A 26222-nucleotide genomic window follows, 5' to 3' on the forward strand; every position below is an offset into this window, starting at 1 on the left:
CCTCGCTCGTCCCTACGGTCCTCGCAGAGCGACTCACCACCACCAACAAGGCGCACCACCCGCACCGTTGGGAGAGCCGTATGCGCGTCCGCACCACCGTGCTCGCCGGCCTCGCCGCCCTCGCCCTGACCTCGGCGCTACCCGCCGCCCCGGCCGCCGCCGCATCGGGCACCTCGGCCGCCGGCACCGGCAGACCCGGCGACATCGTCACCTCCGCCCCCACCGCCTTCCACACCCAGCCAGGGGTGCCGGCCGCCACCAAGGCATGGCACATCACCTACCGTTCGACCACCGCCACCGGCCGCCCCGACGTCGTCTCCGGCACGATTCTCGTCCCCGACGACGGCAAGCAGGGCTCCCGGCCGCTCCTCACCTGGGGCATCGGCGCGGTCGGCCTCGCCGACGGCTGCGCGGTGTCCGGCCGGTTCCCGCGGGGCACCTCGGGCGAGGCCCAGTTGATCGACCTCGCGCTGCGCCGCGGCTGGGCCGTGGCCGTCACCGACTACGAGGGGCTGGGCACCCCGGACGACCACACCTATACGGCCGGCCGGTCCGAGGGCCACGCCGTCCTGGACGCTGCGCGCGCCGCCCAACGGCTTCCGGAGGCCGGGCTCTCACCGGACGCGCCCGTGGGCATCATGGGCTACTCCCAGGGCGGCCAGGCGGCCGGCTGGGCCGCCGAACTGCACGTCTCCTACGCCCCCGAGCTACGGCTGAAGGGCACGGTCGCCGGAGGCGTGCCCGCCGACCTCCCCACGACGCTGGAGTACAACGACGGCGGACCGGGCGCCGGGCTCGCCCTTATGGCGCTCACCGGACAGGACGCGGCCTTCCCCGCGCTGCGGCTCGACTCGTACCTCAACGACCGGGGCCGCGGCTATGTGGAGTTCATGAAGCGGAACTGCGTGCCGCTCAGCACCATCGGCGGGCTCTTCCGGCACAGGTCCGAGGTGACCGTAAGGGATCCATTGGCCAGCCCGGCCTGGCAACTGGCGCTCCGCGCCTCCTTCTTGGGCACCCGCTCCCCCGACCACCCCGTCTACCTCTACCAGGGCACGCTGGACGAGCTGATCCCGTACCGGGTCGGCGCGGCGCTGCGCGACCGCTGGTGCGCCCGGGGTGTGCCGGTGGAGTGGAGGGACTATCCGCTGGACCATGTCACCACGGCGGTGACCGGGATACCGGCGGCCCTGGAGTGGATGGCCGGACGGCTGGCGGACGAGCCGACGCGGGGCGACTGCGCCGCGTGAGGCCCCGCTGACGGGCCCGGCGCGGGCAACCGCGCCGCGTGAGGCCCGGCGGACGGACCCGGCACGTGGGCAACCGCACCGCGTAAGGCCCGGCGGACACCGTACGACGCCGCCCATCCGTCAGCCGACCCGCCCTTCAGCCGACCCGCTCGGGCGACCACCCCTGCCCCTGGAGCAGGTTTCCCAGCCCGGCCCAGGCGAAGTTCATCAGGGTGGCCGCGGCCTCCTTGGCCGACGGCCCGCCCGCTCGCCCGTCCGCCGTCCAGTCCGCGAGCGACTCGGCCGCGCCCACCAGCGCGTGCGCGAGCCCGGACACCTCGGTGCCCGCGAGGGTCCGGGCGCGCGCCTCTCCGCATGCCTGCTCCCGCGCCGCCGCGCCTATCAGCTGCGTCACGAACGCCACGATCTCCGCCCGCATCGCGACCACTTCACGGGCGAAGGACCGCCCCTGCGTACGGGCCTGCACATGCAACAGCGTCCAGCCGTCCGGATGTTCGGCCGTGTGCGCGAAGAAGCCGCTCAACCCGCTCCACAACTGCCGGTCGGCGGGCGCGTCCCGCTCCACGGCGGCCCGGACCGCGGTCACCAGCGCCGCTGCCTCCCGCCGTATGCACGCCGTGAACAGCTCGTCCTTGGAGTTGAGATAGAGATAGACCAGCGGTTTGGAGACCCCGGCCAGCTCGGCGATGTCGTCCATCGAGGCGTTCTGATAGCCGCTGCGCGCGAAGGCCCGCACCCCCGCGTCCAGCATCTGCTGCTCCCGCACCGCCCGCGGCACGCGCTTGCTCCCCGTCGCCCCGCCCACGCAGGCCGCCCCCTTCGATCGTGCCCCCGCACACATATCGCGGACAAGCCTACGCGGGACCACCGTCAGCGCTCTTGCCACGGCCGCCCGACGACATCAAAGTTTCAACTGACCACGCACCGTGCCCCGTTCAGCTCCGTAACGCAGTGCCGCGAAGGAGAACGAACGATGCCGAACCGCCGTCGCACGCTCGCCGCGCTCACCGCGCTGGCCGCCGCACAGCTCCTCCCCGCCCGCGCGGAAGCCCGTTCCCCGGAGCCCGGCTCCTCGAAGGCCCGGTCCCCGGAAGCCCTTGCCGGACGCGCGGCGTCCACCCGCGCGCGCCTCATCGCCGCGGAGCGGGTCGGCGAGCGCGTCCTGGACCTGACGATCGACTCGCCCGCCCTGGGCCGCGAGGGCCACGCCCGTGTCCTCCTCCCCACCGGCTACGACCGCAGACCCCACCACCGCTGGCCCGTCCTCTACCTGCTCCACGGCTGCTGCGACCCGGGCCCCGGCTGGGAGGCATGGACCCGCAACACCGATGTCGAGGCCATCACCGCCGCCACCCCGGCCCTGATCGTCTCCCCCGAGGGCGGTCCCGCCGGCTTCTACTCCAACTGGTGGAACGGCGGCCACTACGGCCCGCCCGCCTGGGAGACCTTCCACCTGGCCGAACTCCGCCCCCTGCTGGAGCGCGCCCTGCGGGCCAACGGCCGCCGGGCGATCGCCGGTCTGTCCATGGGCGGCTTCGGCGCCCTCTCCTACGCCGCCCGCCACCCCCGCCTCTTCCGCGCGGCGGCGTCCTTCAGCGGCGTCATCCACACCACCCTGGACCCCGCCGGCATCCAGGCCATCCTTACGGGCCAGGGCGCCGACCCGACGGCCCTCTGGGGAGACCCCACCGCCCAGTCCGCGCTCTGGGACGCCCACAATCCGTACGCCCTCATCCCCCGGCTCCCCCGCGGCTACCCGCTCTACGTCGCCTGCGGCAACGGCACCCCCGGCCCCCTCGACCCGCCGGGCCGCCCCGAGGACGGCCTGGAGCGCGGCCTCGGCGAGATGGCCCAGCGCTATGTGCGCCGCGCCCGCGCCCACGGCCTGGCCCTCACCGCCCACCTCTACGGCCCCGGCACCCACACCTGGCCCTACTGGGAACGCGAACTCACCCGCGCCCTCCCCCTGCTCACCGCCCGGCTCGTCTGACACGGGAGGTTTGCTACGGTCGGGAGGACCCGACGAGACGCGCCGTACCGGGACCCGCAAAGACGACGCACCCCCGTAATCGAGAGACTTCACGGAGGTGCCGTCATGGCATGGGTCCTGCTGCTCACGGCCGGGCTGTTCGAGATCTGCTGGTCGATCGGCATGAAGCTGAGCGACGGCTTCACCCGGCTGTGGCCCAGTCTGTTCACCGTCGCCGGTCTGATCGTGAGCATGGGGCTGCTGAGCGCGGCGGTGAGGAGCCTGCCCATCGGCACCGCCTACGGCGTCTGGGTCGGCATCGGCGCGGTCGGCACCGCCCTGCTGGGCATGCTCCTCTTCCATGAACCGGTCACCCCGGCCCGGATCTTCTTCCTGCTGCTGCTGGTGGTGGCCATCGTGGGCCTGGAGGCCACGGCGGGCGGGTGAACAGCACGGTGCCCCCGGACCGAGGAGAGGTCCGGGGGCACCGCCTGTCGCTCGGCAGGTGTTACGCGGCGGCCAGCTGGGGCTCCGGCTCGTCGCGGTCGTCCAGCGGGGAGGCGCTTGCGTGGGCGTACGCCTCGTGGTCGAGGATCTTCTCGCGGGCCGAGACGATCACCGGTATCAGCGACTGCCCGGCCACGTTGGTGGCGGTCCTCATCATGTCCAGGACCGGATCGATGGCCATCAGCAGGCCGACGCCCTCCAGGGGGAGGCCCAGGGTGGAGAGGGTCAGGGTCAGCATGACCGTGGCACCCGTAAGGCCGGCGGTGGCGGCGGAGCCGATCACCGAGACGAAGGCGATCAGGAGGTAGTCGCCGACGCCGAGGTTCACGTCGAAGATCTGGGCGATGAAGATCGCGGCGATCGCGGGGTAGATCGAGGCGCAGCCGTCCATCTTCGTCGTCGAGCCGAAGGGCACCGCGAAGGAGGCGTACTCCTTGGGGACGCCCAGCCGCTCGGTGACCTTCTGGGTCAGCGGCATGGTGCCGACCGAGGAGCGGGAGACGAAGGCGAGCTGGATGGCGGGCCAGGCGCCCTTGAAGAAGTTCAGGGGGTTGACCTTGGCGACCGTCGCGAGCAGCAGCGGGTAGACGCCGAACATCACCAGCGCGCAGCCGACGTAGATGTCGGCGGTGAAGGTCGCGTACTTGCCGATCAGGTTCCAGCCGTAGTCGGCGATGGCGGTGCCGATGAGGCCCAGGGTGCCCAGTGGGGCGAGCCGGATGACCCACCACAGGGCCTTCTGGAGCAGTTCGAGCACCGACTGGCTCAGGGTGAGGATCGGCTGGGCCTTCTCGCCGAGCTGGAGGGCTGCGACGCCCGCGACGGCGGCGATGAAGACGATCTGCAACACGTTCAGCTCGGTGAACGGGGTGATGACGTCCGTCGGCACGATGCCGGTGAGGAAGTCCAGCCAGGAGCCCGCGTGGTCGGGCTTGGCGCCGTCCTTGGGGGTCAGGTCGGTGCCCGCGCCCGGGTTGGTCACCAGGCCGATCGCCAGGCCGATGGCGACGGCGATGAGCGAGGTGGCCATGAACCACAGCAGGGTGCGGGTCGCCAGCCGGGCGGCGTTGTTGACGTTCCGCAGATTGGTGATCGAGATCAGGATCGCGAAGAACACCAGCGGGGCGACGGCCAGCTTCAGCAGCTGGACGAAGATGGTGCCGATCTTGTCGAGCGTGGTCACCAGCCAGCCGACATCACCGCTGCGGGCGATCCAGCCGAGCACCACACCGAGGACGAGGCCCAGCAGGATCTGCGCCCAGAAGGGCACCTTGGGCAGGCGGAAGGATGACGACCCCTGGGGGGACGCCTTGAGGGCGGACGACAACGGACACACTCCGGTGGAGGTAAGAGGGGGAGAAAGCCAGGAGTCCGTACGGGATCTCCGGCCGCTGTGCGCGAAGTGGATCAGCGGCGACGACAGGCCGCGGACAGGCAGCGGCAAAGATCGATGTGCAGGCGCGCCACGAGCGGAACGCTCGCTGCGATGTGGGGCGCGGCTGCTGTCTTCATGACAAGTACGTTAACACCGGCCCTTTGGGGAACTCAAAGGAAATCTTTGACTTCCGGGAAGGCCCGAGGGTCTCCGGGGGCCTCCGGCGGGCTTCTGAGGGGCCGAAAGACATCAACGCCCCTTGCGCCAGCGGAAGCTGGCACCAGGGGCGTTGATGGAGTGTGTGAGCTGGTGTGAGGAGGGTTACAGCCCGGCGCCGGTCAGACGCCGTCCTCCTGGCTCTGGTTCGCCGCCAGCCGCTCCTTGGCGCGATCCACCTTCTCCGCGACCTGGACGGCGACGGCGTCCCGCTGCTTGCGCAGCATCACCCAGCTGAGCGGCGCGGAGACGACCAGCGCGAGCAGCGCCACCCAGAAGAGGTTGGACTTGCCGAGGCCGGAGGGCAGCACCCGGAAGTAGACCAGGGCCCAGATGGCCAGGAAGGAGCCGACGAAGATTCCCAGGCGCATGAGGGTGTAGCGGAACATGGCACTCGGCGTGAAGGACACGTCTCGTCCTTTCTCCTGGGAGTTCTGTGGGGAGTTCTGCTGCGAGGCCTTCCGGGGGCTACCGCCGGAAGACCTGTCCTCCCAGTGAACCACGGCCGGTTTCTGATCAATTCAGCGGCAGCCACATGGTGACGTCGTCCCGGAAGTCGTCGTCCGCGACCTTGATCGCGCCGGGCACCCGTCCGACCTCCTTGTAGCCGCACCGCTCGTAGAAGAGGTCCGCCCCGCTGCCGCCGCGGCAGGTGAGCCGTATCCCCCGGATGCCGTCCATATCGCGCGCGGCGTCCTCGGCGGCCGCCATAAGGGCGCGGCCGTACCCCTTGCCCTGATGGGAGGGGTGCACCATCACGGTGTAGAGCCAGCACCAGTGGCGCATCAGCCGGTGGGTGTTGAAGGTGAAGAAGGCGGTGGCGGCCACCGCGCCGTCCTCGTCGCGGCCGAGGAGCAGACGGGTGCGGCCCTCCGTCATCGCGGCGAGGTGCTTGAGCAGCTCGAGGCGTATGTCGTCCTTGACCACGGGCGGTACGAAGCCGACGGCGCCCCCCGCGTTCGAGACGTCGGTCCAGAGGGCGCAGACGGAGTCGAGCAGCTCGGGGGTGGTTTCGGGGTCGAGTTCACAGCGCAGGGGCATGCGATCGACGATACCCAGGGGGTCTGTCAGCGCCCCCTCGCCCCACGCCCCTCGCCCCGAGACCCGCGCCCCGAGACCGTACGCACTGCGGTCCGGCCGCTCAGCCCAGCGCCTCCGCCGCGACCCTCAGATCGGCCACCAGCCCCCCGTACACCGCCTCCCGGTCATCGGCCCGCAGCACCGCGGAGGGGTGGATCGTGGGGACGATCAGGGCGCCGCGCGCCGGGCCCGACGGGGCGCCCTCCAGCCGCGTGCCGCGCTGCTTGGTCACCCGGAACGACGAGCCCAGCAGCGCCTTCCCCGCCGTGGCGCCGAGCGCCACGACCACTTCGGGCTCGATCAGCTCCAGCTCGGCCTCCAGCCAGGGCCCGCAGGCGGAGAGCTCGCGCAGGCTCGGTGCCTTGTGGATGCGCCGCTTGCCGCGCTCGGGGACGTGGGTGAACTTGAAGTGCTTGACCGCGTTGGTGATGTATGTCTCGTCCGGGTCGATCCCGGCCTCGTCCAGGGCCCGGTCGAGGACCCTGCCCGCCGGGCCCACGAAGGGCTTGCCCTGCCGGTCCTCCTGGTCGCCCGGCTGCTCGCCGACGAGCACGACCCGGGCGTCCGGGTCCCCGGCGCCGAAGACGGTCTGCGTGGTGTCGCGGTACAGCGGGCAGCCGTGGCATCCGGCCGCCGCTTCCCGGAGCGCGCCCAGGTCGGCGCCCTCCGGGACGAAGGGGGCGGCGGTGTACGCGTCCTCGGGGCTCTTCGTACCGGCCATGGCCCCCGAGTGCCCCGATCGGCGGCCGTCAGACAACGAACCGCCGGGCGGAGGGCGATACGGGTCACACCGGCGGCACGCCCGCGATGTGCGTCATACGCCCCGTACGGATCACACCCGCATCGGCTGCGGGGCCTCGCGGCGGGCCGGGTCCGGGCCCTCGAACTCGCGGATGACCTCGTAACGGGTGTTCCGCTCCACCGGCCGGAACCCGGCGTCCCGGATCAGGTCGAGCAGATCGTCACGGGTGAGCTTGTTGGGCGTCCCATAGTCATCGGCGTCGTGGGTGATCTTGTATTCGACGACCGACCCGTCCATGTCGTCCGCGCCGTGGTTGAGCGCGAGCTGTGCGGTCTGCACGCCGTGCATCACCCAGAAGACCTTGACGTGCGGCACGTTGTCGAAGAGCAGCCGGGAGACCGCGAAGGTCTTCAGGGCCTCCGCGCCGGTGGCCATGGTGGTGCGGGCCTGAAGGCGGTTGCGGATCTTGCCGTCCTTCATGTCCACGAAGTCGTGCTGGTAGCGCAGCGGGATGAAGACCTGGAAGCCGCCGGTCTCGTCCTGGAGCTCACGCAGGCGCAGCACGTGGTCCACCCGGTGGCGGGGCTCCTCGATATGCCCGTAGAGCATCGTGCAGGGCGTCTTGAGCCCCTTCTCGTGCGCGAGCCGGTGGATGCGCGACCAGTCCTCCCAGTGGGTCTCGTGGTCGACGATGTGCTGCCGGATCTCCCAGTCGAAGATCTCGGCGCCGCCGCCGGTGAGCGACTCCAGTCCGGCGTCGATCAACTCGTCGAGGATCTCCGAGGCCGGCATGGAGGAGATCTTCTCGAAGTGGTGGATCTCGGTGGCGGTGAACGCCTTGAGGGAGACCTGCGGAAGGGCCTCCTTGAGCGCCTTGAGCGACCGGGGGTAGTAGCGCCAGGGGAGGGTCGGGTGCAGGCCGTTGACGATGTGGAGCTCGGTGAGGTTCTCGTTCTCCATCGCCTTGGCGAGGCGGACGGCCTCCTCGATGCGCATCGTGTAGGCGTCCTTCTCGCCGGGCTTGCGCTGGAAGGAGCAGTACGCGCAGGACGCGGTGCACACGTTCGTCATGTTGAGGTGGCGGTTGACGTTGAAGTGCACGACGTCGCCGTTCTTACGGGTGCGCACCTCATGGGCGAGACCGCCCAGCCAGGCCAGATCGTCGGACTCGTAAAGGGCGATGCCGTCCTCCCGCGAGAGCCGCTCGCCCGCACGGACCTTCTGCTCCAACTCCCTCTTGAAACCCGCGTCGTGTGTGGTCCCCGTCACCCCGGTCGCCTCCCAATACGTCTGCTGATGTCAGCCTTCGCCGAGACTACGCCTCGATGTCCTCGGGAAGCTCGCCGACCCGGTTTTCCCACTTCGTGGACAGCACGATCGTGGTCCGGGTGCGGGAGACGCCCTTGGTGCCGGAGAGCCGGCGGATCGTCCGCTCCAGGCCGTCCACGTCGGATGCGCGCACCTTGAGCATGTAGGAGTCGTCGCCCGCGATGAACCAGCAGTCCTCGATCTCGGCGAGCTCGCGCAACCGGTGGGCCACCTCCTCGTGGTCGGTGGCGTCCGAGAGCTGGATGCCGATCAGCGCGGTGACGCCGAGCCCCAGGGAGGCGGCGTCCACGGTCGCGCGATAGCCGGTGATCACCCCGGCGGCCTCCAGGCGGTTGATCCGGTCCGTGACGCTGGGCCCGGAGAGGCCGACGAGCCTGCCGAGCTCCGCGTAGGAGGCCCGGCCGTTCTCCCGCAGGGCCTGGATGAGCTGCCTGTCCACCGCGTCCATATGCACGTACGCCTTCCATTATTCAAAGTTTGAGCGAGATTACATGTAGAATCTAAGGCATCAGGGCCACAAGCCCTGTAAATCTTTTAGGCGATCGACCATCCCTCAGGAGATGAGACTCACCGTGTACACGATCGAGGGTCTTGAGGCCCGCATGCTCGAGCTGCGGGACCTGGCCAACCGCTCGCGTGCAGCCCGTACCACCGACCGGCCCGTCTCCCGCGCGGCCCGCCGTGCGGCCGTCGTCGCGGCCCGCACCGCGCGCACCAGGCGGCGCTGGACCCGCTAGGGCCTGTCGTCAAAGGGGGCACCCTGCTCCCGACGCCTGGCACGGCCGCTCGCCGCGTTGTCGCGTCGCCCAAGTACGCCCAGTACGAGGGCGACGCTCCGCCTTGCGATCGACCGCACCAGACTCCCCCAGCTACCGCCGGGAGGTGCCCCCTGCTCGCGGCCGGGCGCACCCTTTGACGACAGACCCTAGGCCGTTCCCCGGTCCCGGTCCCCACCGAGCTCCCCCTCCCACCGGCGGTACAGCTTGTGCGGCACCCCTGCCGCGTCCAGCACCCGCCCCGCGACGAAGTCCACCAGATCCTGGATGTGCGTCGCCCCCGCGTAGAACGCCGGCGAGGCGGGCAGCACCACCGCGCCCGCCTCGTCCAGCGCCACCAGGGCCTTCAGCGTCTGTCCGCTCAGCGGTGTCTCGCGCACCGCCACCACGAGCTTGCGCCGTTCCTTGAGCGTGACGCTCGCGGCCCGCTGGAGCAGATCCTTCGACAGCCCGAGCGCCACCCCGGCCACACACGCGGTGCTCGCCGGGACGATCAGCATCCCCTTGACCGGATACGAGCCGGAGGACGGCCCGGCCGCCAGGTCCCCGGGCGCCCAGTGGGCCACGTCCGCCACCTCGGCGGGCACCTCGAAGGCGTCGGGCGTGCCGTCCGCGCCACGCGCCAGCCAGCGGCGCAGATCGTCGCGCCAGTGGGCGTCCCGGAACCCGATCCCCGTCTCGTCCAGCAGCGTCAGCCGTGACGCCCGGCTGACCACCAGGTCGACCGCCTCCCCCGCCGCCAGCAGCGCGCGCAGTACCGAGGCGGCGTACGGCGTCCCGGACGCGCCGGACACACCGACCACCCAGGGACGGCGCCCGCCCACTTCTTCGTGCGGCCCGTACGGCCCATGCGGCCCGTATGGCTCGTGCGGCGTCTCCACGTCACCGAGCCTATCCGGCGGGTCTCACAGGCCGAGGCCCCGCACCACCAGGTCGAGGAGCGCGCAGCAGAACAGGGCGATCCCGATGAAGCCGTTGACCGTGAAGAAGGCGCGGTTCAGCCGGGACAGATCGCCCGGCCGCACGATCGTGTGCTCGTACGCGAAGGCCGCCGCGACGATCGCCAGCCCGACCCAGAAGAACGCCCCGGCGTCCGTGGCCAGCGCGTACCAGACCAGCAGGGCCGTGGTGACCACATGGCAGACGCGCGCCCCGTAGAGCGCGCCCGCGATGCCGAACCGGGCCGGCACCGACCGCACCCCGTGCGCCCGGTCGGCCGCCACGTCCTGGCAGGCGTAGATCAGGTCGAAGCCGCCGATCCAGACGCCGATCGCGAGCCCCAGGATGGCCGCGTCCCACGACCACTCGCCGGTGACCCCGATCCAGGCGCCGACCGGGCCGATGGCCTGGGCCACGCCCAGGATGGCGTGCGGATAGTCGGTGAACCGCTTGCCGTACGGATAGACCACCATCGGCACCACCGCGATCGGCGCCAGCGCCAGGCAGAGCGGGTTCAGGAGCGCCGCCGAGCCCAGGAAGACGGCGAGCGCGATGAGCGCGCCGGTCCACGCGGTGCGCACCGACACGGCGCCGGTGACCAACTCGCGGCCGGCGGTGCGCGGATTGCGGGCGTCGATCTCGCGGTCGATGATCCGGTTGCAGGCCATGGCGAAGGTGCGCATGCCCACCATGGCGATCGTGATCAGCAGCAGCCGCGTCCAGTGGACGGTACCGTCCCACAGGTGCATCGCGGTCAGCGCGGCGATGTAGGCGAAGGGCAGCGCGAAGACCGAATGCTCGATCATCACCAGCCGCAGAAACGCGCGGACCCGGCCGGGCGGCGCCGGTTCGGGGCCGAAGAGATCGGGGGTCGCGGAATCGGCGCTCACAGCCCGTACTCCTTCCATCGCTTTGTCACCCGATCGGCGGTCTCCGGATCGGACATGACCATGCGCGGCCATCCGCCGTCGCGCGTATAGCCCTCCTCGGGCCATTTCGCGGTGGCGTCGATCCCCGCCTTGCCGCCCCAGAACTGCTGGTACGAGGCGTGGTCGAGATGGTCGACGGGGCCTTCGACCACGGTCAGATCGCGGGCGTAGTCGGTGTTCCCCAGAGCTCGCCAGGAAACCTCGTGCAGATCGTGGACATCGCAGTCGGCGTCGACCACGACGATCAGCTTGGTGAGCGACATCATGTGGGCGCCCCAGATGGCGTGCATCACCTTCTGCGCGTGCTTGGGGTACTTCTTGTCGATCGAGACGATCGCACAGTTGTGGAACCCGCCGGACTCGGGGAGGTGGTAGTCCACGATGTCCGGGATGATGATCTTGAGTAGCGGGAGGAAGAACCGCTCGGTCGCCCTCCCCAGCGGCCCGTCCTCGGTCGGCGGACGGCCCACCACGATCGACTGGAGCAGCGGCCGCCGCCGCATCGTCACACAGTCGATGGTCAGGGCCGGGAACGGCTCCTGGGGCGTGTAGAAGCCCGTGTGGTCGCCGAACGGGCCCTCCGGCAGCGTCTTCCCGGGCTCCAGCCAGCCCTCGATGACGACCTCGGCGGCCGCCGGGACCTGGAGTGGCACCGTCTTGCAGTCCACCATCTCGACCCGCCGCCCCTGGACGAACCCCGCGAAAAGGTACTCGTCGATGTCGCCGGGCAGCGGCGCGGTCGCGGCGTAGGTCACGGCGGGCGGCGCGCCGAAGGCGATCGCCACCGGGAGCTTCTCCCCGCGCCGGGCGGCCACTTGGTAGTGGTTGCGGCTGTCCTTGTGAATCTGCCAGTGCATGCCGATGGTGCGGTGGTCATGGCGCTGGAGGCGGTAGAGGCCGAGGTTGCGCACCCCGGTCTCCGGGTGCTTGGTGTGGGTCAGACCGAGGTTGAAGAACGATCCGCCGTCCTCGGGCCAGGTGAACAGCGCCGGAAGCTGGTCCAAGTCGACGTCCTCACCGGTGAGGACCACCTCCTGGACGGGCGCCTCCTTCACCTTCCGCGGCGGCACATGGGCCACCGAGCCCAGCTTCCCGAACGCCTCGCGCAGGCCGACGAACCCCTGCGGCAGTTCGGGCTTGACCAGCCCGCCGATCTTCTCGCTGATCTCGTCGTACGAGCGGAGCCCCAGGGCCTTCAGGAGGCGGCGGTCGGTGCCGAAGACATTCATGGCCAGCGGCATCGCCGAGCCCTTGACGTTCTCGAAGAGCAGCGCGGGCCCGCCCGCCTTGTTGACCCTGTCGACGATCTCCCCGACCTCGAGATAGGGATCGACCTCGGCCTTGACCCTCTTGAGGTCGCCTTCCCTGTCGAGCGCCCGCAGAAAGGAACGAAGATCGTCATAAGCCATACGTCCCAGTATCCGGTACGCACTACCCTGGTCCCGTAACTGGGGGCTCGAGCCACCGCCCCGAACACCACACGCAGGGGGAATCGCCTCATGCTACGGGTGCTGATGATCCTGGTGCCGCTGGCACTGAGCATCTACGCGTTCATCGACTGCATCACCACCGACGAACAGGACATCCGCTATATCCCCAAGCCCATCTGGGCGATCCTCGTCCTGCTGTTCCCCGTCGTGGGCTCCGTCTCCTGGCTGATCGCGGGCCGCAAACGCGCCGTCCCCGGAGGCGCCGGCCGGCCCGGCGTCCGGGGCACGGGCGGCGGCGGGGGCGGGGGCGGCTGGGTCGCCCCTGACGACAACCCCGAGTTCCTCAAGTCCCTGAACGACAAGGGCCGTAAGGACGACGCGAACGAACCGGCCGACACGCCCGGCGACCGCGAGAGCGACGAGGAGCGGCTGAAGGACTGGGAGGCCGACCTCCGCCGCCGCGAGGAGGAGCTGCGCCGCAAGGGCGAGGGGCCGGGCTCCGGTTCGGGTTCCGGGTCCGGGTCCGGTCCGGAGGACACCCCGCCGGCCGCGTCCTGAAGAACGGCCGCGTCCTTTAGGAGCGGCCAGGCGGCCGGAGAAGCGCGCCAACGGCCGGTTCCCTGACCCGGGTCAGGGAACCGGCCGTCGCGTTGTCCGGTGTCAGACCCCGGCGTAGGAGTGCTTGCCGGTGATGAAGATGTTGACGCCGTAGTAGTTGAACAGGTAGCAGCCGAAGGCGATCAGCGCCAGGTAGGCGGCCTTGCGGCCCTTCCAGCCGACGGTGGCGCGGGCGTGCAGGTAACAGGCGTAGGCGACCCAGGTGATGAAGGACCAGACCTCCTTGGGGTCCCAGCCCCAGTAGCGGCCCCAGGCGGCCTCGGCCCAGATCGCGCCCGCGATGATCGTGAAGGTCCACAGCGGGAAGATCGTGGCGTTGATCCGGTACGCGAACTTGTCCAGCGACGCCGCCGAGGGCACCCGCTCCAGAACGGACTTGGCGAACCGGCCGAACTGCTTGCCCTCCGGGTTCTCCAGCTGGACCTCGTAGCGGTCGCGGAAGAGGTAGAGCAGCGTGGCGACGGCCCCGATGTAGAGCGAGGCGCCGGAGACGATCGCGCAGCTGACGTGGATCCACAGCCAGTACGAGTGCAGGGCCGGAACCAACTGGTCGCTCGCGGTGTACAAGACAGAGACGGCGAGACCGAGGTCGAGGAGGACCGTGGTGACGAGGGGCAGCCCGATCCAGCGCACATTCTTCTTCAGCGCCAGCAGCACGAGATATGTGGCCACCGCGACCATGGCGAAGGTCGTGGAGAACTCGTACATGTTGCCCCACGGGGCCCGCTGCACCGACAGCGCGCGGAAGAGGACGCCCGCGGCATGAAAGAGGAAGGCCAGTACGGTCAGGCCCACCGCGATCCGGCCGTACACATCGCCCTGTTCGGTGCCGCCGGCGGCGCCCGGCCCGTCCGGGACGTCGCGGCTGCCCGCCGCGGAGCGGGTGACGATCTTCGGCCGGTCCAGGACGGCGGTGCCACCGCCCTGCCCGCCGACCCGCACGGTCACCTTGGGGCGCTGGGCGGCCTCGGCGTCGGCGGTGATCGCGGCGGCGGTGCGGCCGACGGCGCTGCGGCTGCCGAACACCCACTCGGCGATATGCGCCAGGAAGGCGAGGGTGTAGACCGCCATCGCCGAGTAGATCAGCACGTTGCTGTAATGAGCCAGGTTCTCGTTGACTTCGGCGGCGAGGTTCACGCGCGCGCTCCTTCGGCAGGATCTGCGGGATCTGCGGTGTCGGATGCGGATTCCGAGGCGGAGTCCTCGGTGGATTCCTTGGCGGAGGATTCCTTGGCGGAGTCCTTACCGGAGTCCTCGGTGGAGTTCCGGTCGGGCTCCGGGTCGGGTTCCGCTTCCGGGGCCGGGGGTGCGTCCGCCTGGAGACGGACGGCCAGATCGGCGAGTTCTTCGGGCAGCTTGGCGTACTCACTGCGGCCGAGCCCCGCCATCTCGACCACGGTGCTGCCGTCGTGGCCCGTCACCGCGCGCACCCACACCCGGCGGCGCTGGATGAACAGGGAGGCGGCCAGGCCCACCAGGGCGGCCACGGCACCGATGAGGGCGCCCTGGTCACCCGGCTTGTGCGAGATCTGGAAGCTGGCCCATTCCTTGACGCCGTCGAACGACAGCGTTCCGGCGCCGTTCGGCAGCTTCATGGTGTCGCCCACCTTGAGTGCCCGGGCGAACTTGGTCTTGCCGTCAGGCTCCAGGAACTGCTTCATCCGCGACTTGTCCAGCTGGTACACGCTCTGCGGAGTGCCGCCGTCCACGCCGAGGCTGCCGTGGTAGGCCGTCAGGACCAGCGTCGGATTGTCCAGCGCCGGGAAGACGGAGAACATGCCCTGGCTGCGCACCCAGGTCGGCAGGAACTGCCCCTGGAAGCCGATTTGGTCCTTCTTGCCGTTCTTGTCCCTATAGTCCGGGACCTTGATGACCATGCTCTCGGTGAGGTTGGCCCCGTCGATCGGCAGGCCGACCACCGGGCCCTGGTGCACCACCTCGCCCTTGCCGTCCCGGATGGTGACGACCGGCGAGTAGCCGTGGTTCAGCAGGAAGACCTTGTAGCCGGCGATCTCCAGCGGCTCGTTCACCTTGACGGAGGTCTTGTGGCTGGCGCCGTCCGCGCCGTCCCAGTAGGTCACATCGGCGCGGAAGGTGCGCGGGGTGCGCATCTGCGGACCGCTGCGTTCATAGGTCGCGGTGAAGCGGTCCAGCTGGAAGCCGAAGGGGGCGAGATCGTCGCTGTTGAACAGCTGCCCCGTCTTGATGTCGTCGTACTGGGTGAGGCTGTTGGAGAAGCCGCCGCCCTCGGTGATCAGGCTGCTGCCCTCGGTCTTCCACAGCTGCCCGGCGGCGAAGGACACCAGCAACACGATCAGCGCGGTGTGGAAGAGCAGATTGCCCACCTCGCGCAGATAGCCCTTCTCCGCGGCCACCGCGTCACCCGAGGCCTCGATGCGGAAGCGGCGCCCCTTCATGATCTTCCGGGCGGCCGCCAGCACCTGCTCCGGCTCGGCCTCACTGCGCCAAGTGGTGTACGCGGGAAGCCGGGTCAGCCGGCGGGGCGCGGCCGGCGGGCGGCCGCGCAGCTGGCCGATGAACTGCCAGGTGCGCGGCACGATGCAGCCGATGAGCGAGATGAACAGCAGGAGGTAGATCGCCGAGAACCACACCGAGCTGTAGACGTGGAACAGCTGCAGCTTCTCGTAGATCGGAGTGAGCGTCGGGTGCCGATCCTGGAAGTCCTGCACCTTGAGCTGGTCGATGCTGGTCTGCGGGACCAGCGAGCCGGGGATCGTGGCGAGGGTGAGCAGCAGGAGCAGCAGCAGCGCCACCCGCATCGAGGTCAGCTGCCGCCAGAACCACCGGGCCCAGCCGAGCGGCCCCAGCGAGGGGACGCTGATCTCCTCGGCCGGGGCGGTGGACAGCTGCGACCCCGCGGCGCCGAGCTCGCGCTCCTCGGCGGTCGCGCCACCCTCGGGCGGCGGGCCGGCCTCCTTGCCGGCCGCGGTGTCGGTATCGGTGGTGGACATCGATCAGATCCCAACGTTGAAGCCCTGAGCCCAGGTCTGCATGGAGCCCATCATGGTGTCCCAGACACCTGTGAGCAGCAGCACCCCCAGGGCGACGAGCATGCCGCCCCCGGCTCGCATCACCCAGACGTAGTGCCGCTTGACCCAGCCGAAGGCACCCAGCGCCCGGCGGTAGGCCACGGCGACCACCACGAACGGCAGCCCGAGCCCCACGCAGTACGCGGCGGTGAGCAGGGCCCCGCGCCCCGCACTCGCCTCATTGAACGCCAGGGCGTTGACGGCGGTGAGCGTCGGCCCCAGGCACGGCGTCCAGCCGACGCCGAACAGGGCGCCCAGCACCGGCGCGCCCGCGAGCCCCAGCGTGGGCTTGATGTGGAAGCGGAACTCCCGCTGTCCGAAGCCCCCCAGCACCCCCATGAAGGCGAGGCCCATCACGATCGTGACGACCCCGAGAATCTTGGAGATGGTCTCCTTGTGCTCCTGGAGCGTCCAGCCGAAGTTGCCGAAGAGCGCGCCCCCGGAGACGAAGACCGCGGTGAAGCCGAGCACGAAGAGCGAGGCACCCGCGACCATCCGGCCGCGCTTGGCCTCGGCCAGATCCGTGCCCGTGACCCCTGTGACGTACGACATATAGCCGGGCACCAGCGGCAGCACACAGGGGGAGAAGAACGAGACCAGTCCACCGAGCAGGGCGATCGGAAGCGCCAGCAGCAGCGCCCCGGTCAGGACGGTCTGGTTGGGATCGGTCGCGGCGGCCAGCGTGTTCACGAAAGGTCACTTCTCCGCGATCAGCGGGGTGACCATCGTGCGCAGGCGCTCCTCGCTGAGCGGCGTCAGAGCGCGGGCCGCGATCCTGCCCTCCCGGTCCAGCACGATCGTCGAGGGGATCGCCTGCGGATTGAGGCTGCCCTTGGGAAAGCGCAGCATGAGCTTCCCGATGGGGTCGTACAGGCTCGGGTAGTCGACGCCGTATTCCTTCTCGAACCTGAGCGCGGGGGCGCGGTTGGAGTCACGGGTGTTGATCCCGATGAACCGCACACCCTTGGCCTTGGTGTCCTTGGCCACCTTGGCGAGGTTCGACGCCTCGGCCCGGCAGGGGGCGCACCAGGAGCCCCAGACGTTCAGGACCACGATCTTGCCCTTGTAGTCCGCCACGTCCAGCGGCTTGCCCTCCAGGGTCTTCCCCGAGAGCTGAGGTGCGTCCTTACGGTTCTCCTTGGCGACGGTGTCCACGCCGCCCTTGCCCTGGACGAACTTGGTGTCGGCGGAGCCGCCCGAGGTGCCGCCTCCGCCGCAGGCGGTCAGGGACAGCGCGGCAACCGTGGCCCCGACGGCCAGCACGGTTGCGCGACGACGGGTCGCGAGGCCCCGAGGGGCACGGCAGGCACTCATGTGAAAAGTTTCGCATGGCCCTTTTGGGGATCTTCGCCACCCCCCTCCGGGCGCCCCGCCGTGCCCCGCGGGGCCTCGCCCCCGGCTCACCCCTGGCTCGCCCCGCGCCCACCGGCGCCGTCAGCCGCCGTTCGCGCTCCACGCCTGGCCCACACCGAGCCCGCGCAGCTCGGCCAGGACCGCGGGGTCCTGGGCGTCCAGCCAGTCGGTGAGCTGCTTGAAGGAGACCAGGCGGACGTCCTTGTGCTTCTCGTCGGCCATGTGCTTGAGCGCCTCCTCGACGGCGTCCATATAGATGCCGCCATTCCACTCCTCGAAGTGGTTTCCGATGAAGAACGGGGCGCGATTGGTCTCATAGGCCCGCTTGAAACCGGCTATGTACGCCTCGGCGGCCTGCTTGCGCCAGCCCGGGTAGTTCGCGGGCGGGGCATTGGTGGAATTCTTCGACTGGTTCGCCAGGATGTTGTAGTCCATCGAGAGCACCTCGAAGGTGTGCCCCGGAAAGGGAATCTGCTGCAGCGGGAAATCCCAGACGCCCTGCTTCTTCGACGGCCACACCTGGAGTCCGCCGGGCGAACTGGCGTCATAGCGCCAGCCGAGTTCCCGGGCCGTCGGCAGCAAATTGGTCTGGCCCTTCAGACACGGAGTGCGGCCGCCGATGAGCTCCTTGTGGTAGTCGAAGGGCAGCGGATCCACATCGGTGAAACGCGTATTCGTCTTCCACTCCGTGACGAAGGACATGGCCTGGTCGATCTCGGACTTCCACTGCGCGGACGTCCAGTTCTCCACCGAGCCGCTTCCGGAGCAGAAGTGGCCATTGAAATGGGTGCCGATCTCATGGCCCTCGAGCCACGCCTCGCGCACGTTCCGCAGCGTGGCCTTGATGTGGTCATCGGTGAGATAGCCGATGTCGGAGGCGCCCACCGGGTTGTTCGGCGGCCGGTAGAGCGACTTCTTCGACTCCGGAAGGCAGTAGATACCGGAGAGGAAGAAGGTCATGCTCGCGCCGTGGTCCTCGGCCAGCTTGCGGAACCGCGGGAAGAGACCGTTGCCGACCTCTCCCGCACCGTCCCACGAGAACACCACGAACTGCGGCGGCTTCTGCCCCCGTTCCAGCCGCTCCGGCTTCGGGGCCTCCTTACGCCGCTCACCGTGCGAAGTGGAGCCGTCACCGATCGGCTTCGCCTGGGTCGTCTTCTCGGGCTTCGGCGTACCGGAACCGGACCCCGAGGAACAGCCGGCGACGGCCAGTGATGCCGCCGCTCCCATACCAAGACCGAGGATCCCCCTCCGGCTGACCTCACGCATAACGTCCTCAATTCGCACTCGCCGTTCTGATTGCCCGGGGCGTCCGGACAACCCTGGAGATGGCGAGGCGAATAGCGAGGTTCCGAAAGAACGCGGTCAATTACACGGCGGACACAAAGTCTCCATTCGGTGCCACACCCCACGGCCCAACGGCCATGCGCCCGTCACGCACCCCGCGGGCCGCCCACCGCGAGCCACGCACCGCGGGCCGCACCCCCGGACCGACCGCGGCCGGGCGCACCACTCAGGCGCCGTAGCCCTTGGAGGCCCCCTTCACCGGCTTGGCGCCGGCGCGCAGATGGGGCGGAACGAGATCACGGGCCGGTTCGCTGTAGCCCACCGAGACGATCCGGTCGCCGCGGAAGGTGAAGCTGGTGAGGCTGGCCAGGGTGCACTGCCGCCTGCGCGGGTCGTGCCACAGCCGCCGCCGCTCCACGAAGCTGCGCACGATCCAGATCGGCAGCTGATGGCTGACGCACACCGCCTCGTGCCCGCGCGCGGCGTCCCGCGCCCGGCCCAGCGCCGCCATCATCCGCACCACCTGGTCGACATAGGGCTCACCCCAGGACGGGCGGAACGGGTTGGTGAGATGGCGCCAGTTGCCCGGTTTGCGCAGCGCGCCGTCGCCGACACCGAAGGTCTTGCCCTGGAAGACGTTCGCCGCCTCGATCAGCCGCTCGTCCGAGGCCACGTCCAGGCCGTGCGCCTTGGCGATCGGCGCCGCCGTCTCCTGCGCCCGCTCCAGCGGGGAGGCGACCACATGGGTGATGTCACGGTCGGCGAGGTGCTCGGCGACCCGGTCGGCCATCTGCCGTCCCAGATCGGAGAGGTGGTAGCCGGGCAGCCTGCCGTAGAGCACGCCCTCCGGGTTGTGGACCTCGCCGTGGCGCATCACATGGACGACGGTGATGTCGTTCTCGCTCTGTGTCATGTCATCCATCATTCAGTGGCCTCGGCGGCGGCCCGCGCCGCCCCCGGCAGAGCCGCCGCCACCCGCTCCAGCGCCTTCTCGTCGTGCGTCGTGGAGACGAACCACGACTCGAAGGCGGACGGCGGGAGGTAGACGCCCTGGGACAGCATCGAATGGAAGAAGGCGGTGAAGCGGAACGCCTCCTGCGCCTTGGCCTTCTCGTAGTCGGTGACCTCGTCGGCGGTGAAGAAGACCGAGAACATGTTGCCCGCGACCTGGACCCGGTGCGCCACGCCCTCCTTGGAGAGCGCCTCGGTCACCATCGCCCGCAGCCGCTCGGAGGCCGCGTCAACCCGTCCGTACGCCGCGTCGTCCAGCAGCCGCAGCTGGGCGACGCCCGCGGCCGTGGCGACCGGGTTCCCGGACAGGGTGCCCGCCTGGTAGACCGGGCCGGCCGGGGCCAGGCGCTCCATGACGTCGGCGCGCCCGCCGAAGGCCGCGGCCGGGAAGCCGCCGCCCATGACCTTGCCGAAGGTCATCAGGTCAGGCTCCACGCCGTCCAGCCCGAACCACCCGGCCCTGGAGACCCGGAAGCCGGTCATGACCTCGTCGGAGATGTAGAGCGCGCCATGATCGACGCAGAGCTGCTTGAGACCCGCGTTGAACCCGGGCAGCGGCGGCACCACGCCCATGTTGCCCGCCGAAGCCTCGGTGATCACACAGGCGATCTCCCCGGGGTGCGCGGCGAAGGCCGCCCGGACCGCCTCCAGGTCGTTGTACGGCAGCACCACGGTCTCCCCCGCCTGCGCTCCCGTCACCCCCGGAGTGTCCGGCAGCCCGAAGGTCGCCACCCCGGACCCGGCCGCGGCCAGCAGGGCGTCCACATGCCCGTGGTAGCAACCGGCGAACTTGATCACCTTCGACCGCCCGGTGAACCCACGGGCCAGCCGGATCGCCGACATCGTCGCCTCGGTGCCGGAGGACACCAGGCGCACCTGCTCGACCGGGGCGACCCGCGCCACGATCTCCTCGGCGAGTTCGACCTCGCCCTCACCCGGCGTGCCGAACGACGTACCGCGGGCGACGGCGGCCTGCACGGCCGCGGTGACCTCGGGGTGGGAATGGCCGAGGATCATCGGTCCCCACGAGCACACGAGGTCCACGTACTCGCGTCCGTCGGCGTCGGTGAGGTACGGACCGTCCCCGGACACCATGAACCGGGGCGTACCTCCCACGGCGCGGAACGCCCGCACCGGAGAGTTCACGCCGCCGGGCGTCACGGCGGCCGCGCGATCGAAAAGCGTCTGCGAAACTGGGGCTGCGTACGGATAGCTCACGCACGCCATGTTGTCAGAGGCGGACGTACTCCCGCGGCCGGGCGTTTCACAGCTCTATGGTGGGGGAGGTCTCTGTGAACAGAGATCGGGTTGCGCGGTAGTGGCCGCGAGTGGTCGGGTGGAGATATGCATCGCGGTGGCGAACTGGGTGAAGGGACTGACGACCGAGGCCCCGAGCGTGCCCGGCCCGGACGCCATCGGCGGGACGAGGCGGGCAGGGCAGGCAGAAGCGGGGGCCGCATGGGGGTGACCTACAAGTACTTCGGTGCGCCGGACGGCGCCACCGCGGCCAGGGTCCCCATCTCCATGCGCCCCGAGGAGCTCGGCGGCGACGAGCTCGGCCACGGCATGTTCACGAAGATCAAGCCGGAGACGGTGGCGGCGATGGTCCTCACCGGCATCGAGGGTGTCCCGCTGCACAAGGTCCCTCCGCTCGAACTGGTCGTCCTCCACCCGGACTACGCGGTCGTCAAACTCCCGATGACCGCCGTCGATCCGCTGCGCGGCGTGGGCGAGGAGGCCGTGGGCGCCGCGGCCTTCATCTGGTCCACGGTCCCCGACCGCGGCGGCCCCCGGGACGCCTTCACGGTCTATCAACTGCTCCACGAGTGGCAGGACTTCAGCCACCGGCTGCACGAGGCGGGACACCAGCCGTACTGCCTGGTCTGGCCCTGAGCCGGGGGCCGTGGCTCCAAGCGCGGAGGGCCGAGCCCGGGGCCGTGGCTCCGAACGCGGGACCGTGGCCCTGAGGCCATGGTCCCTATGACGCGGAGGCGGCGCGCAGCAGGCGGAGTTGGCCGATCTCGGTGGTGTTCTTCATCAACTCGGCGTTCACCCAGGCGGCCATGTGAGCGATGGTGTGCTCGGGATCCCGGTCCCAGGGGAACGGCGCGATGGCGTCCAGGTCCTCCTCGGTGAGCCGGTCCAGTACGGCCGTCCACTCCCCCCGCAGACCGCGCAGCCACTCGATGGCCGCCTTACCGTCACCGGGCCAGCCGACCTCGGTCCGCTCCCGCGGCTCGCGTCCCTCCGCGTGGTCGATGGTCACGCTCCACCACCAGCCGATGTGCCAGCTCAGCCATCCGATGGTGGGTACGGGCACGGGGTCGGGCTCGGTCTCCGCAAAGTCCGGCAGCCACGACCCATCGGCGCCCTGCCGCACCGTCCAGCAGTGGGCCGTGGGCTCCCACAGAAAGTCCTCGGGCTCCAACCGCTCCAGGTGGTACTCGAAGAGCGACCAGGTCAGGTCGAACTGCCAGCGGAGTAAGGCCCGGCGGGAGGTCGTCGGAGTCGTCATCGGCCGACCCTGGCACAACGTTCGGTCCGAGCGCTTCTTCCAGGACGCGATGACCTCGTCCGGGCCGGCGGCCGAGAAGCCCGTACCGTCGAAACCCCCGCGGTCCATGGCCACTTCCATGGTGTCGAAGTCGCCCCGGCACGCCGCGTTGTGCACGGAGTCGACGGATGGCTCACGGCGTTGGGTGCCGTCTCCCGAGTCGAAGGTCTCGTCGGCTGCGAGACGACCGTGCAGCGCTCCTCGGGGAGGCCCCACACCTCGGGGTCCCGGAACAACTCGGCCAGCCGGCGACAGCCCGCCGCCACGGACGGCCGGTCGTCCAGATGCCGCTGCCGGTCCCGGGAGGCGGGCCCCGCGCCCCGGGTGAAGGCATGGGCCTCGATGAGGACGGCTCGGGACGCGGCGGGGTCGGAGAGGCGTGCCGCCGGTGCCGTGGTCTCTCCCGTCGTACAGGAGGTGCGGGAGGTGCCGGAGCGCCAGGTCATGCCGGGTTCTCGGGGTGGTCGGAGTACCCCGGGTGGTCGGCGTTGTGCAGGCGGCCGGAGGTGTCGGGGGAATGGGCGGGCCGTACCCTTCCCCCCATGCTCACCGCACGTTCCATCGCTCTGTTCGCCGTGGCCGCGCTCCTGGAGATCGGCGGCGCATGGCTCGTCTGGCAGGGCGTGCGTGAGCACAGGGGGTGGGCGTGGATCGGCGCCGGGGTCATCGCCCTCGGTGCCTACGGGTTCGTGGCCACGCTCCAGCCGGATGCGGAGTTCGGCCGCATCCTCGCGGCGTACGGCGGCGTGTTCGTCGCCGGATCGCTCGCCTGGGGCATGGTCGCCGACGGCTACCGGCCGGACCGCTTCGATGTGCTCGGAGCGCTGATCTGTCTGGCCGGAGTCGCTGTGATCATGTACGTGCCTAGGAGGTAACCATCGGCCGGCCGTGGCCGCCCTTGCCCTCATGGTCGCCGTGGTTGTCCTTGCCCTGCTTGCCGTGGTCACCGTGGTGGTCGTCCTGCTCCTGCTCCGTGCCAAGGACGCAGCCGGTGTCCGGGTCGATGAAGACGGTCGTGATGGTGTGGTCGCACTCGACCTCCACGACCCACACCTGCTTGACCTCCTTCTTGTGCGGGTCCTTGTGCTCGTCCTTGCGCTGCTTGTCCTTGCGCTGGTCGTCGTGGTGGCGCGGGTCCTTGCGGTCGTCCTTACGGCCGTCCTCGTGCTTGCCGTTGTGGTGCGGGTCGTCCTCGGGGCAGTCCACCAGCTCGGCGCTGACCGCTTGGCCGCCGACCTCGCACTCGGCGATCTCGACCGCCTCGGCGAGCGTCACCGGGTCGTTCTTCTTCTGGTCCTGCTGCTCCTTGTGCTCCTGGCCGTGGCGCGCCTGGTCGTCCTCGTGGACGGGGACGGCGACGGGACGGACGGCACCTCGGTCCTGGGCCTCCTCACCGGACTGGGCGGCCTCATACGGCTGCGCGGCCTGCTCGGGCTGAGCCATCTGCTCGGACTGAGCCGCCCGCTCCGGCTGCCCGGCCTGCTCCGGCTGCCCGGCCTGCTCCGGCTGCGCTACCTGCTCGGGGCGCGCCGCGCTGCGGCCCTGGATGCCGTGCCAGTACTTCCCGGTGGGGAAGTAGCGGGTCGGGTCCTGACGGCCCTGGTCCTCGCGCTGGCCGCTCTCCTCCTGGCCGCTGTCTTCCTTGCGGCTGTCTTCCTTGCGGCTGTCTTCCTTGCGGCTGTCCTCCTTGCTGCCGCTGTCCTCACGACCGCTGTCCATCTTCTCGTCGTACCGGCCGTGGTCCTCGCGCTGGCCGTGGTCCTCGCGCTGGTCGCTCTCCTCGCGCGGGTCGCTTTCCTTCTTCTCGTACCGCCCGCCTTCGTCGTGACGGCCGCCCTCGTCGTCCCGGGCCTGGTCATCGTGACGGCCGCCGTTGGGGTCCTCGTGGCTGTTCGCCTCGTATCGGCCGTTCTCGTGGCCGTTGTCCTCGTGACGGCCGTTCGGGTCCTTCGCCTCGTAGCGGCCGTGCTCGTGCTGGCCCTTCCTGGCCTCGTGGCGGCCGTTCTCGTGGTTCCCCTTGTCGTGGTTCTCCTTGTTGTCACCGTTGTCACCGTGCGCCCGGTCCTGGGGACAGTGGTTGCCCTGCGACGAGTGCGGGTCGGGGGTGCTGCCCGAGGCCCATGCGGTTCCCGGGGCGCCGGCGACCAGGGCCGCCGCCGCGATGGCGCCCGCTGAGGCCACGCCCCAACGCCGGAAAGATCGACGGGACCGCTGAAGGAATCTGCTCTGCTGGGTCATTACCTGAATTCACTCCTTGGGCATGGGTACTCCGACTACCGGCGCCGCGCCGGACGCAGTGCACCCTTCCCCGAGCCCGAGAGCCCCTAGCGGATTCCTATCTTCAGTCCCCCGGTTGGAGGTAAATCGGGCCGTCATATCCTGCATATGGATCATGCGCACACACCACCGTTTGCGCCACGTCGCCACTGGAGGGCCGATGACCACCCGTACCGCAGTCATCACCGGCGCGAGCAGCGGGATCGGAGCCGCGACCGCGCGCCGCCTGGCGGCCGCCGGATTCCGCGTCGTCCTCGCCGCCCGCCGTAAGGAGCGCATCGAGGCGCTCGCCGCCGAGCTGACCGAGGCGGGGCACGACGCCGAGGCGTACGTCCTGGACGTCACCGACCGCGCCGCCGTGGAGTCCTTCGCCGCCGGTCTGGACCGCTGCGACGTCCTGGTGAACAACGCGGGCGGCGCGGTCGGCGCCGAGACCGTGGCCACCGCCGACCCGGCCGACTGGCGGGCGATGTACGAGGTCAATGTGGTGGGCGTGCTCCAGGTGACCCAGGCGCTGCTGCCCGCCCTCACCGCCTCCGGCGACGGCACGATCGTCGTGCTGTCCTCCACGGCGGGCCATGTGGCGTACGAGGGCGGCGGCGGGTACGTGGCGGCCAAGCACGGCTCCCACGCCATCGCGGCCACCCTGCGCCTGGAGCTGTGCGGTGAGCCGGTGCGGGTGATCGAGATCGCCCCGGGCATGGTCAGGACCGACGAGTTCGCGGTGAACCGCTACCGCGGCGACGAGAGCCAGGCCGCGGCCGTCTACGAGGGCGTGGCCGAGCCGCTGACCGCCGACGACGTGGCCGACACGGTCGAGTGGGCGGTCACCCGCCCCTCGCATGTGAACATCGACATGATGGTCATCCGCCCCCGCGCCCAGGCCGCCCAGCACAAGGTCCACCGCGAGCGCTGAGCCCGTCCGCCCTCGCCCGCCCTCGTCCTCGCCCTCCGCAGCCCCTACACAGCACCTTGCGGGGGCTGTGGAGGAGCGACCGCGGTGGCAGCCTCCCGGGCGGCCCTCTCCGATGCCCTGATGTCGCCCGCGTCACTGCGCCGCAGGACAAAGATTTTCGCGAGGGCGAGGAGACTCGGCCCGCACAGACATGCCGACAGCCACGGTTGAGTGGGCGCGACCACGACACCGGCGCTGAGCAGCGCCAGCGACAGCACGACTCCGGATATCAGCCCGCTCATTCGGTACACATGATTACGTCGCCGCTCAGCGTCACGAGCGGCTCGTTCCCCCGCGGCCTTCTCCACCGCGGCCGCCCGACTCGCGGCAGCTTCGGCCGCGGCATGCTGCTGCGCTGCCAGGGCACGCTCATTGTCGAGCTGCTTCATGCGCGCCTGATGCTCACGCTTGAGCTGGGGTTCAAGCGCCTTCAAAGCGATTTCGAGTTTTTCCGCCCCAAGGGCCTCGCCCCATTGCGCGGCGATGGCCAACCCAACATTGATGCTCGGATCTGGATGGTTTTCAGCCGGGTCTGTCACTCCTGTGCCCCTCCATCATCAGACCCCACAGGGGTG

The 26222-nt window shown here is 70.2% G+C and carries 28 protein-coding genes and 1 riboswitch; of the genes, 8 read left to right on the forward strand and 20 right to left on the reverse strand.

What is annotated here, in order from left to right; genetic code table 11:
- Positions 1-80 precede the first annotated feature (80 nt).
- Positions 81-1250 (forward strand): lipase family protein, encoded by a 1170-nt coding sequence (locus ACMTAK_RS22800; RefSeq protein ID WP_413807917.1) that lies wholly within the window; start codon positions 81-83, stop codon positions 1248-1250.
- A 136-nt stretch (positions 1251-1386) separates the two neighbouring features.
- Here ACMTAK_RS22800 and ACMTAK_RS22805 read toward each other — a convergent pair whose 3' ends face one another.
- Positions 1387-2001, reverse strand: coding sequence for a TetR/AcrR family transcriptional regulator (locus ACMTAK_RS22805; RefSeq protein ID WP_413812965.1), 615 nt, complete (start codon positions 1999-2001; stop codon positions 1387-1389).
- Between the two features lie 222 nt (positions 2002-2223).
- Here ACMTAK_RS22805 and ACMTAK_RS22810 point away from each other — a divergent pair, with 222 nt between their 5' ends.
- Complete coding sequence (locus ACMTAK_RS22810) at positions 2224-3240, forward strand: alpha/beta hydrolase (protein ID WP_413807918.1); 1017 nt, start codon at positions 2224-2226, stop codon at positions 3238-3240.
- A gap of 8 nt (positions 3241-3248) precedes the next feature.
- A riboswitch (guanidine-III (ykkC-III) riboswitch) is annotated at positions 3249-3312 on the forward strand.
- 33 nt (positions 3313-3345) lie between these two features.
- On the forward strand, positions 3346-3666 hold the full coding sequence (locus ACMTAK_RS22815; RefSeq protein WP_413807919.1) for a DMT family transporter: 321 nt from the start codon (positions 3346-3348) through the stop codon (positions 3664-3666).
- 61 nt (positions 3667-3727) lie between these two features.
- On the opposite strand, the gene ACMTAK_RS22820 is transcribed toward ACMTAK_RS22815, so the two are convergent.
- From ACMTAK_RS22820 to ACMTAK_RS22845, 6 genes are all read right to left on the reverse strand, one after another.
- Positions 3728-5053, reverse strand: a complete 1326-nt coding sequence (locus ACMTAK_RS22820) for a dicarboxylate/amino acid:cation symporter (RefSeq protein WP_262701515.1) — start codon at positions 5051-5053, stop codon at positions 3728-3730.
- A 386-nt stretch (positions 5054-5439) separates the two neighbouring features.
- The gene (locus ACMTAK_RS22825; RefSeq protein ID WP_413807920.1) at positions 5440-5727 is read right to left on the reverse strand and encodes a DUF4229 domain-containing protein; all 288 of its coding nucleotides are present in this window, start codon (positions 5725-5727) and stop codon (positions 5440-5442) included.
- 106 nt (positions 5728-5833) lie between these two features.
- On the reverse strand, positions 5834-6358 hold the full coding sequence (locus ACMTAK_RS22830; RefSeq protein WP_413807921.1) for a GNAT family N-acetyltransferase: 525 nt from the start codon (positions 6356-6358) through the stop codon (positions 5834-5836).
- A gap of 100 nt (positions 6359-6458) precedes the next feature.
- Positions 6459-7118 carry a UdgX family uracil-DNA binding protein gene (locus tag ACMTAK_RS22835; protein WP_413807922.1) on the reverse strand — a complete coding sequence of 220 codons (660 nt, stop codon included), beginning with the start codon at positions 7116-7118 and terminating at the stop codon, positions 6459-6461.
- A gap of 111 nt (positions 7119-7229) precedes the next feature.
- On the reverse strand, positions 7230-8408 hold the full coding sequence (gene mqnE / locus ACMTAK_RS22840; protein WP_413807923.1) for an aminofutalosine synthase MqnE: 1179 nt from the start codon (positions 8406-8408) through the stop codon (positions 7230-7232).
- Between the two features lie 46 nt (positions 8409-8454).
- A complete protein-coding gene (locus tag ACMTAK_RS22845; protein ID WP_020869409.1) occupies positions 8455-8916 on the reverse strand; it encodes an Lrp/AsnC family transcriptional regulator in 462 nt (153 codons plus the stop codon).
- A gap of 112 nt (positions 8917-9028) precedes the next feature.
- Here ACMTAK_RS22845 and ACMTAK_RS22850 point away from each other — a divergent pair, with 112 nt between their 5' ends.
- Positions 9029-9205, forward strand: coding sequence for a hypothetical protein (locus ACMTAK_RS22850; protein ID WP_020869410.1), 177 nt, complete (start codon positions 9029-9031; stop codon positions 9203-9205).
- Between the two features lie 188 nt (positions 9206-9393).
- Here ACMTAK_RS22850 and ACMTAK_RS22855 read toward each other — a convergent pair whose 3' ends face one another.
- From ACMTAK_RS22855 to ACMTAK_RS22865, 3 genes are all read right to left on the reverse strand, one after another.
- Positions 9394-10068, reverse strand: coding sequence for a UbiX family flavin prenyltransferase (locus ACMTAK_RS22855; protein WP_413812966.1), 675 nt, complete (start codon positions 10066-10068; stop codon positions 9394-9396).
- Between the two features lie 81 nt (positions 10069-10149).
- Positions 10150-11073 carry a menaquinone biosynthesis prenyltransferase MqnP gene (gene mqnP / locus ACMTAK_RS22860; protein WP_413807924.1) on the reverse strand — a complete coding sequence of 308 codons (924 nt, stop codon included), beginning with the start codon at positions 11071-11073 and terminating at the stop codon, positions 10150-10152.
- On the reverse strand, positions 11070-12521 hold the full coding sequence (locus ACMTAK_RS22865; protein ID WP_413807925.1) for a menaquinone biosynthesis decarboxylase: 1452 nt from the start codon (positions 12519-12521) through the stop codon (positions 11070-11072). The genes mqnP and ACMTAK_RS22865 overlap by 4 nt, the downstream gene beginning before the upstream one ends.
- Positions 12522-12611: 90 nt before the next feature.
- On the opposite strand from ACMTAK_RS22865, the gene ACMTAK_RS22870 reads away from it, so the two are divergent.
- Positions 12612-13100, forward strand: coding sequence for a PLD nuclease N-terminal domain-containing protein (locus ACMTAK_RS22870; RefSeq protein ID WP_413807926.1), 489 nt, complete (start codon positions 12612-12614; stop codon positions 13098-13100).
- A 102-nt stretch (positions 13101-13202) separates the two neighbouring features.
- Here ACMTAK_RS22870 and ccsB read toward each other — a convergent pair whose 3' ends face one another.
- The 7 genes from ccsB to hemL all read right to left on the reverse strand — a co-directional run bounded on the left by ccsB (position 13203) and on the right by hemL (position 21088).
- A complete protein-coding gene (gene ccsB / locus ACMTAK_RS22875) occupies positions 13203-14297 on the reverse strand; it encodes a c-type cytochrome biogenesis protein CcsB (protein ID WP_413807927.1) in 1095 nt (364 codons plus the stop codon).
- Positions 14294-16132 (reverse strand): cytochrome c biogenesis protein ResB, encoded by a 1839-nt coding sequence (resB, locus tag ACMTAK_RS22880; protein ID WP_413807928.1) that lies wholly within the window; start codon positions 16130-16132, stop codon positions 14294-14296. The genes ccsB and resB overlap by 4 nt, the downstream gene beginning before the upstream one ends.
- A 3-nt stretch (positions 16133-16135) precedes the next feature.
- On the reverse strand, positions 16136-16900 hold the full coding sequence (locus tag ACMTAK_RS22885; RefSeq protein WP_262701525.1) for a cytochrome c biogenesis CcdA family protein: 765 nt from the start codon (positions 16898-16900) through the stop codon (positions 16136-16138).
- Positions 16901-16906: 6 nt separating this feature from the next.
- Positions 16907-17524 carry a TlpA family protein disulfide reductase gene (locus ACMTAK_RS22890; RefSeq protein WP_413807929.1) on the reverse strand — a complete coding sequence of 206 codons (618 nt, stop codon included), beginning with the start codon at positions 17522-17524 and terminating at the stop codon, positions 16907-16909.
- 120 nt (positions 17525-17644) lie between these two features.
- The gene (locus tag ACMTAK_RS22895; protein ID WP_413807930.1) at positions 17645-18832 is read right to left on the reverse strand and encodes a polysaccharide deacetylase family protein; all 1188 of its coding nucleotides are present in this window, start codon (positions 18830-18832) and stop codon (positions 17645-17647) included.
- A 244-nt stretch (positions 18833-19076) separates the two neighbouring features.
- Positions 19077-19763 carry a histidine phosphatase family protein gene (locus ACMTAK_RS22900; RefSeq protein WP_020869420.1) on the reverse strand — a complete coding sequence of 229 codons (687 nt, stop codon included), beginning with the start codon at positions 19761-19763 and terminating at the stop codon, positions 19077-19079.
- 8 nt (positions 19764-19771) lie between these two features.
- Positions 19772-21088: a glutamate-1-semialdehyde 2,1-aminomutase gene (gene hemL, locus ACMTAK_RS22905; protein WP_413807931.1), complete on the reverse strand. Its 1317-nt coding sequence runs from the start codon at positions 21086-21088 to the stop codon at positions 19772-19774.
- 117 nt (positions 21089-21205) lie between these two features.
- Here hemL and ACMTAK_RS22910 point away from each other — a divergent pair, with 117 nt between their 5' ends.
- A complete protein-coding gene (locus ACMTAK_RS22910; protein WP_223864596.1) occupies positions 21206-21754 on the forward strand; it encodes a hypothetical protein in 549 nt (182 codons plus the stop codon).
- Between the two features lie 85 nt (positions 21755-21839).
- Here ACMTAK_RS22910 and ACMTAK_RS22915 read toward each other — a convergent pair whose 3' ends face one another.
- On the reverse strand, positions 21840-22376 hold the full coding sequence (locus ACMTAK_RS22915; protein ID WP_413812967.1) for a DinB family protein: 537 nt from the start codon (positions 22374-22376) through the stop codon (positions 21840-21842).
- A gap of 581 nt (positions 22377-22957) precedes the next feature.
- Here ACMTAK_RS22915 and ACMTAK_RS22920 point away from each other — a divergent pair.
- The gene (locus ACMTAK_RS22920) at positions 22958-23290 is read left to right on the forward strand and encodes a YnfA family protein (protein WP_413807932.1); all 333 of its coding nucleotides are present in this window, start codon (positions 22958-22960) and stop codon (positions 23288-23290) included.
- Here ACMTAK_RS22920 and ACMTAK_RS22925 read toward each other — a convergent pair.
- The gene (locus tag ACMTAK_RS22925) at positions 23280-24596 is read right to left on the reverse strand and encodes a hypothetical protein (RefSeq protein ID WP_413807933.1); all 1317 of its coding nucleotides are present in this window, start codon (positions 24594-24596) and stop codon (positions 23280-23282) included. The two genes, ACMTAK_RS22920 and ACMTAK_RS22925, sit on opposite strands and share 11 nt — an antisense overlap.
- Before the next feature lie 256 nt (positions 24597-24852).
- Between ACMTAK_RS22925 and ACMTAK_RS22930 the strand changes: the two genes are divergently transcribed.
- Positions 24853-25608 carry an SDR family NAD(P)-dependent oxidoreductase gene (locus ACMTAK_RS22930; RefSeq protein ID WP_413807934.1) on the forward strand — a complete coding sequence of 252 codons (756 nt, stop codon included), beginning with the start codon at positions 24853-24855 and terminating at the stop codon, positions 25606-25608.
- A 44-nt stretch (positions 25609-25652) separates the two neighbouring features.
- Here ACMTAK_RS22930 and ACMTAK_RS22935 read toward each other — a convergent pair whose 3' ends face one another.
- Positions 25653-26186 carry a hypothetical protein gene (locus tag ACMTAK_RS22935; protein WP_262701535.1) on the reverse strand — a complete coding sequence of 178 codons (534 nt, stop codon included), beginning with the start codon at positions 26184-26186 and terminating at the stop codon, positions 25653-25655.
- Between the last annotated feature and the right edge of the window lie 36 nt (positions 26187-26222).

It is taken from the genome of Streptomyces lacaronensis (genome assembly GCF_047337785.1).
GTDB lineage: Bacteria > Actinomycetota > Actinomycetes > Streptomycetales > Streptomycetaceae > Streptomyces > Streptomyces lycopersici.